Raw genomic sequence first — 13,422 nt, forward strand, 5'->3', positions numbered from 1 at the left:
GTTGATTAAATTAACCAATACGACGTTTTAATCCTGTCATTTGTAAAACACGTGTTGAAATTTCTTCAATCGACATTTCAGTCACGTTTAAATATTTAATCCCTTCTGAAATATAGATTCCTTCAATTGCTCTAAGTTCCATTTGGCATTGGCTGAAACTTGCATAACGACTATTCGCCTTACGTTCACTACGAATCGCAACTAATCGCTCAGCATCAATCATTAAACCAAATAATTTATTACGATGTGGTCTTAGTACTGCGGGCAAACGGTTATCATCCAAATCTTCTTCTGTTAATGGATAGTTTGCAACACGAATACCAAATTGAAGAGATAAGTAAATAGAGGTCGGTGTTTTACCCGAACGAGAAACACCAATTAGAATTAAATCCGCTTTATCATAATGACGAGTACGTGCCCCATCATCATTATCAAGCGCAAAATGAACAGCATCAATACGAGCTTTATAAGATTCAGAATCGGTTACAGCATGTGTCTGTCCAACTAATGTTGTAGGCGGCGTACCTAATTCTTGTTCGAGTTTACTGATTAAGCCTTCAAACACGTCTAGATTAACTGCTTTAGCAGTATTAATAATTTCTCGCGCGTTTGGATCAACTAAAGTATCAAAGACTAAAGGTAGACAACCATCCTTGGTTTGACATCTATTAATTTCAATCACAACATCCATTGCCGCCTCTTCGGTTGTAATATACGGCATGATATGAATATCAAAATCAACATTGGGAAATTGTGCTAATAACGAATGTCCAAGAGTCTCGGCAGTAATTGCAGTTCCATCAGAAATAAAAAAAACGCTCCGTCTAAACTGTTTACTTTCTGACATTAAAATTCTCCTTAAACATTTGTCTTAGTGCTATATAATCTTTATAGTAAACTGATCTTACATGACTGTCGCTTAGTATAATTCTCAACTAAGCACTTTATTTTTATAATTTCATGCCAAGATAGACATTAATACTGCAAAAGTGGAGTGAAAACTTTGGAAGCGCGCGTAATCGGTCTAGAAAAATTAGGGAAACACGATGTCGAACTCGTAGGTGGGAAAAACTCATCTCTGGGTGAAATGATCAGCCATTTATCAAATGCTGGTGTATCGGTACCTGGTGGTTTTGCAACTACTGCCGATGCCTATCGTGAGTTCTTAGATCAAAGCGGTCTTAACGCTCGAATTCAAGCAGAACTTGCTCAACTCAATGTTGATGACGTAAATGCCCTTGCAGAAACAGGTGCTAAAATTCGTCAATGGATTGTAGAGACTCCACTCACTGCAGCCCTAGAACAAGAAATTCGCGCCGCTTTTACAACACTTTCTAACGGCAACCCAGAAATCGCGGTTGCCGTTCGTTCATCTGCAACTGCTGAAGATTTACCAGATGCTTCATTCGCAGGTCAGCAAGAAACTTTCTTGAATATTCGCGGTATTGATAACGTTCTTATTGCAATTAAAGAAGTATTTGCTTCTTTATATAATGACCGTGCAATTTCTTACCGTGTACATCAAGGTTTTGACCATGATGTCGTTGCACTTTCTGCTGGCATTCAGCGTATGGTTCGCTCTGAAACTGGTGCTGCGGGTGTAATGTTTACACTTGATACCGAGTCTGGTTTCCGTGAAGTTGTATTTATCACAGCATCTTATGGTTTAGGTGAAATGGTTGTACAGGGTGCCGTTAACCCAGATGAATTTTACTTATCTAAACCGTTATTAAATGCTGGAAGACACTCAGTATTACGCCGTAACCTTGGTTCAAAACACCAAAAAATGATTTATGGTGAAGAAGGTTCTACTGGTAAATCGGTTGTCGTTGTTGATGTTGAGAAACAAGAGCGCCAACAATTTGCTTTAAATGATCATGAGTTACAAGAGCTAGCTAAACAAGCGCTTATTATTGAGCAGCACTACGGTGCGCCAATGGATATCGAATGGGCGAAAGATGGCGATGATGGTCAAATTTATATTGTTCAAGCTCGCCCTGAAACAGTAAAAAGCCGTCAAAATGTAGGCACAATGGAGCGCTATCTTCTTAAACAAAGAGGTACTGTTCTTTGTGAAGGTCGTTCAATTGGTCAACGTATTGGTTCTGGTAAAGTCCGCATCATCAGCTCAATTAAAGAGATGGACAAGGTTCAAGAAGGCGACGTTCTTGTATCAGATATGACCGACCCTGACTGGGAACCGGTAATGAAACGTGCCGCAGCGATTATTACTAACCGTGGTGGTCGTACATGTCACGCAGCAATTATTGCACGTGAGCTTGGTGTACCCGCTATTGTAGGCTGTGGTAACGCAACAGAAGTATTGACTGATGGTCAAGAAGTAACAGTTTCTTGTGCTGAAGGTGATACTGGCTTCATTTACGAAGGTGCTTTAGATTTCGAAGTTCAACGTAACTCAATTGAATCTATGCCTAAACTTTCGTTCAAAATTATGATGAACGTAGGTAACCCTGACCGCGCATTTGACTTTGCTCAAATTCCAAACGAAGGTATTGGTCTTGCTCGTCTTGAGTTCATTATTAACCGCATGATCGGCGTGCACCCTAAAGCCCTGCTCAACATTGATAGCCTACCTCGTGAAACTCGTGCTGCGGTTCTAACTCGTACCGCGGGTTATGCTTCACCTGTAGATTTCTATGTTGAAAAATTGGTTGAAGGTATTGCGACTCTTGCTGCTGCATTCGGTGACAAGCCGGTTATCGTTCGTATGTCTGACTTCAAATCAAATGAATATGCAAACTTGATTGGCGGTAAGTTATACGAGCCTGAAGAAGAAAACCCAATGCTCGGTTTCCGTGGTGCAAGCCGTTATGTATCTGATAACTTCCGTGACTGCTTCGAATTAGAATGCCGTGCACTTAAGAAAGCTCGTGATGAAATGGGTTTAACCAATATTCAAATCATGATTCCTTTTGTACGTACTGTATCTGAAGCAAAACGCGTTATTGAGTTACTCGCACAAAATGGTTTAAGACGTGGTGAGAACGGCTTGAAAGTAATCATGATGTGTGAATTACCAACTAACGCTCTGTTAGCTGAACAATTCCTAGAGCACTTCGATGGTTTCTCTATTGGTTCAAATGATTTAACTCAGTTAACGCTCGGTCTTGACCGTGACTCTGGTATTGTTTCACACCTTTTTGATGAACGTGATGCAGCAGTGAAAGCCCTTCTTTCAATGGCAATCCATGCCTGCCGCAAAGCGGGTAAATATGTAGGTATCTGTGGTCAAGGTCCTTCAGACCATCCAGATCTTGCAAAATGGTTAATGGAACAAGGTATTGAGTCTGTCTCTCTTAACCCAGACTCAGTTTTAGATACATGGTTCTTCCTTGCTGAAGAAAAAATCAAGCAAATCTAATATGTTATAAAAAAAGGCCCATCCGTGGGTCTTTTTTCATCTTTAGAACAGAGAATTTTTATTTATGCAAATTTACTTGGCACGTAATAATCAACAAGCTGGGCCTTACACCTTAGAGCAAGTAAATCAAATGTTGGCTAGCCAACAAATTTTGTTAACTGATTTAGCTTGGCATGAAGGCATGACAGAATGGAAAGCTTTAGGAGAATTAACCCAAGGTAAACTTGTATATCAACCTATCGGTTATTCTGCACCTGCCATAAACACAAACAGCTCAGTTAATGAAACTATTCGTCAAATTCGTGTAGAGCCTAAAACTCACGAACTTGCCTCTATTCCATCTCGAGCTTTGGCAAAAATTATTGATTTATTGCTTTGGTTACCAATAGCTGCAATCCCTTCTTTTTTCTTTAATGAATCTCAATATAAGCAATTATTTGAATTGCAAAAACAAATGCAATCAGCTGAAGTTGCTTCAACTAAAGCAGCAGAGTTACAACATCAACTTTTCACTTTAATTCCTATCGAAGCTTGGCATTCTATGCTTGCTTACGTAGTAATCATGCTTGCCATTCAAGCCTTTCTTTTAACAAAATATGGGCAAAGTATAGGTAAGAAAATTGTTGGAATTAAAATTGTAGATGCCGAGAGCAATGGTAAAGTTAATTTAACTCGCGTCTTCTTATTAAGAAGTATTGTTTTCATCATACTCAATTTGTTGTTTATGCCTATTAGTACAATTATTGACTATGCTTTTGCATTAGGACAAAAGCGACAAGCGCTACACGACAAAATTGCAAGAACAAAAGTGATCAAACGATAGTGAATTACTCATTCATTTAAGGTCTAAAAAAAAAGGAGGCACCTCGCCTCCTTTTTTCTATAGAGAGTTGATATTTAAATAAAAGCTCCATACAGATTCGATACCCTACAAAAAAAATCGGGTTTTAAAACAATTATTTCAGGCGACTTTATGTATAGCTTAGTTTGTTGATATGAGGCATAATGCCCTACAACGTAGCGGTGTCATATAATTGAGAAGTCTAAATTTAAGGATTAGCGTTCTCAATCATGCGACACTTTAATCGCTATCCCATATTTAATTAGGGAATGGGACTCTTCACCGAGGTTGTAAAATGAGACAAACGATTTTAGCTGTATTGTCTTTATCAACGCTTGCCGCACTTTTGACTGGGTGTGGTGGTGATATGGTACTTCTAAACTCTAAAGGTCCAGTTGGTCAAGGTCAAAGCGACCTCATGATGACTGCGATCTATTTAATGTTACTTGTGGTGATTCCTTCAATCATCATGGCATTATGGTTTGGTTGGAAATATCGCGCGTCAAATAAAGATGCAGACTATAAACCTACATGGGCACACTCAACTACAATTGAAGTTGTAGTATGGGGTATCCCTGTCATTATTATTGGTATTTTAGCTTGGTTAACTTGGTGGGGTTCCCACAAGTATGACCCATACCGTCCTTTAGAATCAGATAAAGCTCCTTTAACTATTCAAGTTGTTGCTGAACAGTTCAAGTGGATCTTCATTTATCCTGAACAAAACATTGCTACTGTTAACGAAGTACGTTTCCCTGAAAAAACTCCGTTAAGCTTTAAAATCACTTCTAACTTCACAATGAACTCATTCTTCATTCCACAGTTAGGCGGCCAGATTTATGCAATGGCAGGTATGCAGACTCACCTTCATTTGTTAGCAAATGAAACTGGCGTATATCGTGGTTTCTCTTCTAACTACTCAGGTTACGGTTTCTCTCAAATGCGTTTCAAGGCGCATAGTGTTACAGAGCAACAGTTCAACGAATGGGTAGCAGCTGTAAAAGCAGGTAATGGTTCTACTATTAATCCAGAAGCAGTTCAAAAAACTACGCTTGACCAAGCTGAATTAGCAACCTTACGTGATGGTAACCGTTCTAAGCACCAGATCGAGCATTTAGCAAATCGTGCTAAAGCTGATGGTGATCAAGAAGCGTTTGCTAAAGCTGAAGCTATGAAACCGTTCCCGACTAAGCCACACCCTGTGACTTATTACTCTTCAGTTGAACCAAAATTGTTTGAAACAATTATCAACCATTATATGAGTAACTATCATGGTGTTGACCACTCTGCTGCGCATGCAACAGCTGAACACGCTGCTCAAGGGGAATAAGACATGGATATGATTTTTGGTAAACTGGGTTGGGACTCTATCCCGACAGAGCCAATCGTGCTTGTCACCATGGTCCTTATGGCACTTGGTGGAATTGTTGTGCTTGGCGGTATCACCTATTTCAAAAAATGGGGATATTTGTGGAATGAGTGGTTTATTACGGTAGACCATAAAAAAATTGGTATCATGTACATTCTTGTATCTGTAGTCATGCTTTTGCGTGGTTTCGCCGATGCAATTATGATGCGTCTACAACTTTTCCTCGCTAAAGGCGGCGGCGAAGGTTATCTACATCCAGACCATTACGACCAGATCTTCACCGCACACGGTGTAATTATGATCTTCTTCGTAGCAATGGGTCTCGTTGTAGGTATGATGAACATCTCTGTACCTTTACAGATTGGTGCTCGTGACGTTGCTTTCCCATTATTGAACTCTTTAAGCTTCTGGTTATTCGCCGGTGCTGCTGGTTTGATGATGCTTTCTCTTGTATTAGGTGAATTTGCTGCGACTGGTTGGATGGCTTACCCTCCTCTGTCTGGCATTCAATATTCTCCTGGTGTAGGTGTTGACTACTATATCTGGGCACTTCAGGTTTCTGGTCTAGGTACGCTTTTATCTGGTGTTAACTTCTTCGTTACCATCATCAAAATGCGTGCACCTGGCATGAAATTGATGGATATGCCTATTTTCACGTGGACTTCACTTTGTACGGCTGTATTAATCATTGCATCGTTCCCTGTATTAACAGGTACACTTGCAATGTTAACTCTAGACCGTTACTTCGGTTTCCATTTCTTCACAAATGAGCTTGGCGGTAGCCCAATGCTTTATGTGAACTTGATCTGGACATGGGGCCACCCTGAAGTATATATCTTAGTATTACCAGCATTTGGTCTATACTCAGAAATCGTTGCAACCTTCTCTCGTAAAGCGTTGTTCGGTTATAAGTCTATGGTGTATGCAACTATCGCAATTACAGTTCTTGCGTTCGTTGTATGGCTTCACCACTTCTTTACCATGGGTGCTGGTGCGAACGTTAACGCGTTCTTCGGTATCATGACCATGGTTATTGCGATTCCTACTGGTGTGAAAATCTTCTCTTGGTTATTCACCATGTATAAAGGTCGCATCACCTTTACTACTCCAATGTTATGGACGCTTGGCTTCCTTATAACATTTGGTATTGGTGGTTTAACTGGTGTACTTATGGCTGTTCCACCTGCGGACTTCCTTGTACACAACTCATTATTCTTGATCGCTCACTTCCATAACGTAATTATCGGTGGTGTGGTGTTTGGTATGTTTGCCGGCATCATTTACTACTGGCCAAAAATGTTTGGTTGGAAGCTCAATGAAGCATGGGGTAAAGCTGCGTTCTGGTTCTGGTTCTTCGGTTTCTATTTTGCATTCATGCCACTTTATATCCTTGGTTTCATGGGTATGACTCGTCGTTTGAATACATATGACAACCCTGAATGGGATCCTTACCTTGCAATTGCATTATTTGGTGCTGTTCTCGTTGCGATTGGTATTGCATGTTTCTTAATGCAAATCATTGTTGGTTTCTTACAACGCAAAGACAACATGGACCTTACAGGCGATCCATGGGATGCACGTACGCTTGAATGGGCGACTTCTTCCCCTGCTCCGTTCTATAACTTTGCGCATGAACCAGATGCAAGCGGTATTGACCGTTTCTGGACTGACAAAGAAAATGGTGTAGCATACGCACGTAACACTAAATATGAAGACATCCACATGCCGACTGATCGTGCTGCTGGTTTTGTCATTGCAATGTTCATTACAATTCTTGGCTTTGCACTCATCTGGCATATTTGGTGGCTTGTTGTTGTTTCATTCGTTTCAGCTGTTGTTAGCTTGATCGTAAGCTCATTCACTAAGAATGTTGATTACTACGTTCCAGCTGCTGAAGTTGAGCGTATTGAAAACGAACGCTATGCTTTACTTGAAAAACACTTGAAGAAGGACTAAGGAAATGGCTGAAGTACTTCATCACGACAACCACGGCCACGACGGTCATCATGAACATGATGATACAGACTTAACGGTCTTTGGTTTCTGGACATACTTGATGAGTGACTTGATTCTTTTCGGATCACTCTTCATTGCGTTCGCTGTATTAAGCAGTCATATTCCACCAGGAACTCCAAGTGCATATGACCTATTCCATGATTCTTTAGGCTACGTGTTAACTGAAACATTTGCCTTATTGATTTCATCGGTAACTTTCGGTTTTGCTGTACTTGCATCTTATAAAAAGAATGTAAATCAAGTTATCACTTGGTTATTTATTACATTCCTTTTTGGTGCAACGTTCATTGGAATGGAACTTTATGAGTTCCATCACCTTGTAGAAGAAGGTCATGGTCCAACTCACAGTGCATTCTTATCATCGTTCTTTACTTTGGTTGGTACACACGGTATCCACGTAACTTCTGGTTTAGTGTGGATGTTAGTATTGATGTATCAAATCAAAACTAAAGGTTTGACATTACCGAATACACGTCGTCTAGCTTGCTTAAGCTTGTTCTGGCACTTCCTTGACATCGTTTGGATCTGTGTATTCAGCGTCGTTTACTTACTGGGAGTTCTCTAATGAGTAGTCATGACCATAATGCTGCAGGTGCGTCACACGGTAACTTTAAGCAATACACTGTTGGATTTATCCTTTCTGTTATCCTCACCATCATCCCGTTCGGGATGGTGATGGCGGGTGGTTTCAGTCGTGGCATCTTAGTTACAGTAATTGCAATCGCTGCTATTGCTCAGGTTCTTGTACAGCTTGTGTACTTCCTACACATGAATACATCATCTGAACAACGCTGGAATATGATCGCATTCATCTACACAATCTTATGTATCGCGGTACTTTTGATTGGTTCTGTGTGGATTATGAATTACCTTCACTACAATATGATGATCTAAACTGATTGTCATGTTGAAAAAATATCTATTCCTGACTAAACCAGGAATTCTCTTCGGTAATTTCATTACCACCTTGGGCGGCTTTTTCTTAGCCGCCCAAGGCTCTATAGACATCTTATTACTACTACTCACCTTACTTGGAACTACTTTAGTTGTAGCTTCTGGGTGTGTCGTAAATAATGTTATAGACCAAGACATCGATACCAAAATGCAGCGCACGCAAAACCGTGCATTAGTCAAAAAAACCATTTCTCCTACTGTTGCACTTATATATGCATTCGTTCTTGGACTTATCGGTTTTAGTATTTTGTGGTTCGGTGTAAATGCTTACGCTTTCTTGTTTGCAATAATTGGTTTTATTGTCTATGTCGGTTTTTATAGTTTGTGGACAAAACGCACCTCAATCCATCAAACCGTCATTGGTAGCATTTCCGGAGCGAGTCCTCCTGTTATTGGTTATACAGCAGTAACTCATCATTTTGATGTAGCCGCCTTACTTTTGTTTTTGGCTTATGCGCTATGGCAAATGCCACATTCATGGGCAATTGCTATTTATCGTTTTGACGATTACAAAAATGCGGGAATCCCGATTCTGCCAGTTGCACGTTCTATTTATCGCACGAAAGTAGAGTGTGTCATTTATATTCTATTGTTTGCAGCCGTATTGAATGGTTTATATTGTTTTGGCTATACCAATATATTCTTTCTAGTCACCTTTAATGCACTAACAGCATATTGGTTCTATTTATCAATTATTGGTTTTAAAGCTGAAAATGATCAACTTTGGGCTAAACGTTTTTTCCTCTACTCGGTCATATTAATCACCCTGTTAAGTTTGAGCTTTAGCTTTACCTATCAATCCCCTGCTCCAAATCTTCCTCTCTTTTAAATAAGGGAGGATTTCCTCCTTAAGAGTAAAGAACTTTTACTTTTCTCATCAAAAGATTTGTTTTTAGTCGAACTTTTACTTATAATTCAGCCTTCGCAAATTTTGCGACATAACTTTTAAGTTATGACTCCTTGCTTCTAATTCTTTATTTAATTAGGGGCTGTTTAAACCGTAAGGAGCTGACAATGCGTCATTACGAAATCGTACTTTTAGTACACCCAGATCAAAGCGATCAAGTTGTAGGTATGGTTGAACGCTATATCTCTCAGATCAAAGAAGCTGAAGGTCAAATTCACCGTTTAGAAGATTGGGGCCGTCGTCAATTGGCTTACCCAATTAACAAAATTCACAAAGCACATTACATTCTTATGAATGTTGAGTGTGGCCAAACTACTCTTGATGAGTTAGAAGAATTGTTCCGTTATAATGACGCGATCATTCGTAACCTTATCATCCGTCGTGAACACGCAATCACTGAAGAGTCATTGCTTGCTAAAAGTGCTGAAGAAAAGCGTGCGCGTAAAGCTCAACGTGAAGAAGCACAGCAAGTTGCTCAAGAAGCTGAATAAGGAGAACATCAATGGCACGTTTTTACCGTCGTCGCAAGTTCTGCCGCTTTACAGCTGAGAATGTTGTGTACATCGACTACAAAGATATCGATACTTTAAAACAGTACATCACTGAAAACGGCAAGATTGTTCCTAGCCGTATCACTGGTACTAAAGCTCGTTATCAACGTCAATTAGCACTTGCTATCAAGCAAGCTCGCTACTTGTCTTTGATTGCGTACACTGACAACCATAAGTGAGGTGATCTGTGGACGTTATCTTATTACAACGCATTAAAAACCTTGGTAAATTAGGCGATAAAGTATCAGTTAAAGCTGGTTACGGCCGTAACTTCCTTATCCCTCAAGGTAAAGCAGTTGCAGCTACTGAAGCCAACACTGCTGCTTTCGAAGCTCGTCGCGCTGAACTTGAAAAGCAAGAAGCTGAAATTTTAGCTGCTGCTCAAGCACGTGCTGAACAATTGAATGAAGTTAACATCGTTATCACTGCTAAAGCTGGTGACGAAGGTAAACTCTTCGGTTCTATCGGTACTCGTGACATCGCTGACGCTTTAACGAATGCTGGTCTTACAGTTGACCGTGCAGAAGTTCGTTTACCGAATGGCGCGCTTCGTCACACTGGTGAATTCAACATCGCAATCCAATTGCATCATGATGTTGCTGCAGAAGTTCTCGTTACTATCGTATCTGAGTAATTTCTCATCAAAAAAAGAGCATGCTTTTGCATGCTCTTTTTTTATGTGCCCTATTTTTAAAATAAGATATATTAATTCCTGATCAGTTCTTCAGTTTTATTGGTTTTTTAATTAGGTAGTTTATTTAATTTTGTTTTAAGATAGTTCTCGGCCTCACAGGCTATTTGCGTACACTTTTCTTTATCATCAGGTCTAATTATGTCTCAGGCGAATGCCACTTCTTTAACTCTTTCATCTCCAACAGAAAATAAAACGAGTGAATCAGGCCAACTTAAAGAGTTTCGCACTCCCCCACACAATTTAGCTATTGAACAAGCTGTTCTTGCGGCCCTAATGACAGTTGCCGAATCATTCGAGCAAGTCAGCGACTTATTAAAAGAAAATGATTTTTATGCAACACGTCACAAATATATCTATCGTTCCATTGAGAAACTGGCACAAGAAAACTCTCCTTATGATGCTGTCTTAGTCAGTGACTGGCTCTTAAAACAAAATTTACTCGATGCTATTGGTGGTGAAGAATATTTAATGCAGCTTATGGCTGATTCACCATCAAGTTTCTATAACTTAGAAACGTATGCCAGTAAAATTAAAGAGTTCTCTACGCTTCGCAGTATGATCAAAGTCAGTACTGAAATTTTACAAAATGCTTATGACACAAAAGGTCGTGGTGTTAGTGAAATTCTAGACCTAGCAGAAACCAGTATTTTTTCTCTAGCAGAGCAACACAATAACAATAAAAAAGATGCAGGTCCTAAATCTATTAGCTCTGTTACAGCCGATGTAATTAGCAAACTTGATGAACTCTCAAAACTAGATGGCAATATTACAGGTTTAACCACAGGTTTCTTAGAACTGGATAATAAAACATCTGGTATGCAAGCTGGCGACTTAATTATTGTTGCCGCACGTCCATCCATGGGTAAAACCACTTTCGCTATGAATTTGGTTGAAAGCGTTCTGCAATATAACAAGCTACCCGCTCTAGTATTTTCAATGGAGATGCCAGCGGACTCAATTGCGATGCGTCTTATTTCTGCAATGGGTAAAGTTCACCAAGGACATTTACGTTCGGGGAACTTAGATGCAGATGAATGGACCAAGGTGACTGGTACCATTTTGCAACTTCAACAAATGCATTTATATATTGATGACTCATCTGCTCTACCTCCAACAGAACTTCGTGCCCGTGCTCGACGCATTGCCAAAATGCATGATGGTAAAATTGGTTGCATCATGGTCGACTATTTACAGCTCATGAAAGTTCCAGGAATGGGTGATAACCGTGTGGGTGAGATTTCAGAAATTTCACGTAGCTTGAAAGCCTTAGCAAAAGAAATGCACTGCCCCGTTATCGCACTTTCCCAGCTCAACCGAAGTCTGGAAAACCGACCAAATAAACGCCCAGTAATGTCTGACTTACGTGAATCTGGTGCGATCGAGCAGGATGCTGACTTGATTATGTTTATTTACCGTGATGAGGTTTATAACAAAGAGTCGAAAGAAGCCGGCACTGCAGAAATTATTATTGGTAAACAGCGTAACGGTCCAATTGGTTCAGTTCGTCTTGCTTTTGAAGGTCAATATACTCGATTTAGTAATCTCTCTCCTGAGTATTACAGCCAATATGATGATGAAGAATAAACTCTATCTCTAGCCCAAAGGAGTAAATGAGGGTGCGCCAAGCAACAGTTTATATTGATCGCGATGCACTTCAATATAATTTAAACCGTGTCAAACAACTCGCAGCAAATTCAAAAATTGTAAGTATGGTGAAAGCTAATGCTTATGGACATGGAATCAAAGACTGTTTAGCAGCCTTAAATGCCTCAGATGCCTTTGGTGTCGCCTGCCTACAAGAAGGTTTAGAAATTCGCGAACTTGGATTTCAACAACCAGTTACTTTAATTGAAGGGGCATTTTCTGAAGATGAAATGCCTATTATAATTGAGCAAAAATTTGAATGTGTGATTCACCATCAACAGCAGTTTGAATGGTTAATTAAACATAAGCAAGAATACATTGCTCAAGGTTTAAAAGTCTGGATTAAGCTCAATAGCGGGATGAACCGTTTAGGATTTAAAGTACCTGAAATTATTGAAGTCATTAAAACTTTAAAAGCCGAAGGATTTACCTGTGTGCTGGCGATGCATTTCGCAAATGCAGATGTAGACCATCCACTTAACGAGCAACAAAAACAACAATTTTTACAAGTTAAGCAAGCTTGTGATCCAGTTTTAGCATCTTGCTGTAATTCTGCTGCAATTTATAAATGGCCAGAATTACATTTTGACTATGTTCGCCCAGGTATTATGCTTTACGGCGCTTCACCTTTTGCAGATAAAACAGTCCATGATCTTGACCTAAAACCGGTTATGACTTTTTCAGCAGAAGTGATTGCGCTAAATCATATTCAAACTGATGAACATGTCGGTTATGGCTCTACTTTCTGTGCAAAACAAGCAATGGATATCGCGATTGTTTCTATAGGTTATGGCGATGGTTATCCACGAGCTTATATTAAACAAAACTATGTCGCTATTGATAAACAACTCTGTGCAGTTGTAGGCCGAGTGAGCATGGATATGCTTGCAATCGATGTGACAGGCAAGCAAGTAAAATTAGGTACGCCAGTCGAACTTTGGGGTGCACACCGTTTAGTGGATGATGTTGCGGATGCAAACGGAACGATAGGATATGAATTACTCTGTCGCCTAAGCAATCGCCCTACTCGCAAAAGCAGTTAAATAATAAAATATAAAAAAATC

13 protein-coding genes are annotated in these 13,422 nt (G+C 39.8%); 12 read left to right on the forward strand and 1 reads right to left on the reverse strand.

Going from position 1 to position 13,422, the window contains the following annotated elements; translation table 11 throughout:
* Positions 1-10: 10 nt before the first annotated feature.
* The gene (gene ppsR / locus NL42_RS01010; protein ID WP_016137699.1) at positions 11-847 is read right to left on the reverse strand and encodes a posphoenolpyruvate synthetase regulatory kinase/phosphorylase PpsR; all 837 of its coding nucleotides are present in this window, start codon (positions 845-847) and stop codon (positions 11-13) included.
* A gap of 147 nt (positions 848-994) precedes the next feature.
* Between ppsR and ppsA the strand changes: the two genes are divergently transcribed.
* The 12 genes from ppsA to alr all read left to right on the forward strand — a co-directional run bounded on the left by ppsA (position 995) and on the right by alr (position 13,401).
* Positions 995-3,382, forward strand: a complete 2,388-nt coding sequence (gene ppsA / locus NL42_RS01015) for a phosphoenolpyruvate synthase (RefSeq protein WP_461311445.1) — start codon at positions 995-997, stop codon at positions 3,380-3,382.
* A 64-nt stretch (positions 3,383-3,446) separates the two neighbouring features.
* Complete coding sequence (locus tag NL42_RS01020; protein ID WP_461311446.1) at positions 3,447-4,205, forward strand: RDD family protein; 759 nt, start codon at positions 3,447-3,449, stop codon at positions 4,203-4,205.
* A gap of 313 nt (positions 4,206-4,518) precedes the next feature.
* Positions 4,519-5,553 carry a ubiquinol oxidase subunit II gene (gene cyoA / locus NL42_RS01025; RefSeq protein WP_016137696.1) on the forward strand — a complete coding sequence of 345 codons (1,035 nt, stop codon included), beginning with the start codon at positions 4,519-4,521 and terminating at the stop codon, positions 5,551-5,553.
* Positions 5,554-5,556: 3 nt separating this feature from the next.
* On the forward strand, positions 5,557-7,548 hold the full coding sequence (cyoB, locus tag NL42_RS01030; RefSeq protein WP_252612582.1) for a cytochrome o ubiquinol oxidase subunit I: 1,992 nt from the start codon (positions 5,557-5,559) through the stop codon (positions 7,546-7,548).
* Positions 7,549-7,552: 4 nt separating this feature from the next.
* The gene (cyoC, locus tag NL42_RS01035; protein ID WP_005306751.1) at positions 7,553-8,173 is read left to right on the forward strand and encodes a cytochrome o ubiquinol oxidase subunit III; all 621 of its coding nucleotides are present in this window, start codon (positions 7,553-7,555) and stop codon (positions 8,171-8,173) included.
* A complete protein-coding gene (locus NL42_RS01040) occupies positions 8,173-8,502 on the forward strand; it encodes a cytochrome o ubiquinol oxidase subunit IV (protein WP_016137694.1) in 330 nt (109 codons plus the stop codon). Before cyoC ends, NL42_RS01040 begins: the two co-directional genes overlap by 1 nt.
* Positions 8,503-8,512: 10 nt before the next feature.
* The gene (cyoE, locus tag NL42_RS01045) at positions 8,513-9,391 is read left to right on the forward strand and encodes a heme o synthase (protein WP_016137693.1); all 879 of its coding nucleotides are present in this window, start codon (positions 8,513-8,515) and stop codon (positions 9,389-9,391) included.
* A 185-nt stretch (positions 9,392-9,576) separates the two neighbouring features.
* The gene (gene rpsF, locus NL42_RS01050; RefSeq protein ID WP_002119610.1) at positions 9,577-9,960 is read left to right on the forward strand and encodes a 30S ribosomal protein S6; all 384 of its coding nucleotides are present in this window, start codon (positions 9,577-9,579) and stop codon (positions 9,958-9,960) included.
* Positions 9,961-9,971: 11 nt separating this feature from the next.
* Complete coding sequence (gene rpsR, locus NL42_RS01055) at positions 9,972-10,199, forward strand: 30S ribosomal protein S18 (RefSeq protein ID WP_003652483.1); 228 nt, start codon at positions 9,972-9,974, stop codon at positions 10,197-10,199.
* Between the two features lie 8 nt (positions 10,200-10,207).
* Complete coding sequence (rplI, locus tag NL42_RS01060; RefSeq protein WP_003652485.1) at positions 10,208-10,654, forward strand: 50S ribosomal protein L9; 447 nt, start codon at positions 10,208-10,210, stop codon at positions 10,652-10,654.
* A 198-nt stretch (positions 10,655-10,852) separates the two neighbouring features.
* Entirely contained in the window at positions 10,853-12,298 is a 1,446-nt protein-coding gene (dnaB, locus tag NL42_RS01065) for a replicative DNA helicase (protein WP_461311447.1), read from the forward strand.
* Positions 12,299-12,330: 32 nt separating this feature from the next.
* Positions 12,331-13,401, forward strand: coding sequence for an alanine racemase (alr, locus tag NL42_RS01070; protein WP_461311448.1), 1,071 nt, complete (start codon positions 12,331-12,333; stop codon positions 13,399-13,401).
* Positions 13,402-13,422 lie beyond the last annotated feature (21 nt).

This window comes from Acinetobacter sp. GN11, assembly GCF_054823985.1.

What these genes read in the sequence shown, in the direction of transcription:
- cyoA (WP_016137696.1), top strand. Translation starts at nt 4,519, where the DNA reads ATGAGACAAACGATTTTAGCTGTATTGTCTTTATCAACGCTTGCCGCA.
- cyoE (WP_016137693.1), top strand. Translation starts at nt 8,513, where the DNA reads ATGTTGAAAAAATATCTATTCCTGACTAAACCAGGAATTCTCTTCGGT.
- ppsR (WP_016137699.1), bottom strand. Translation starts at nt 847, where the DNA reads ATGTCAGAAAGTAAACAGTTTAGACGGAGCGTTTTTTTTATTTCTGAT.
- dnaB (WP_461311447.1), top strand. Translation starts at nt 10,853, where the DNA reads ATGTCTCAGGCGAATGCCACTTCTTTAACTCTTTCATCTCCAACAGAA.
- rpsF (WP_002119610.1), top strand. Translation starts at nt 9,577, where the DNA reads ATGCGTCATTACGAAATCGTACTTTTAGTACACCCAGATCAAAGCGAT.
- cyoC (WP_005306751.1), top strand. Translation starts at nt 7,553, where the DNA reads ATGGCTGAAGTACTTCATCACGACAACCACGGCCACGACGGTCATCAT.
- rpsR (WP_003652483.1), top strand. Translation starts at nt 9,972, where the DNA reads ATGGCACGTTTTTACCGTCGTCGCAAGTTCTGCCGCTTTACAGCTGAG.
- cyoB (WP_252612582.1), top strand. Translation starts at nt 5,557, where the DNA reads ATGGATATGATTTTTGGTAAACTGGGTTGGGACTCTATCCCGACAGAG.
- NL42_RS01040 (WP_016137694.1), top strand. Translation starts at nt 8,173, where the DNA reads ATGAGTAGTCATGACCATAATGCTGCAGGTGCGTCACACGGTAACTTT.
- NL42_RS01020 (WP_461311446.1), top strand. Translation starts at nt 3,447, where the DNA reads ATGCAAATTTACTTGGCACGTAATAATCAACAAGCTGGGCCTTACACC.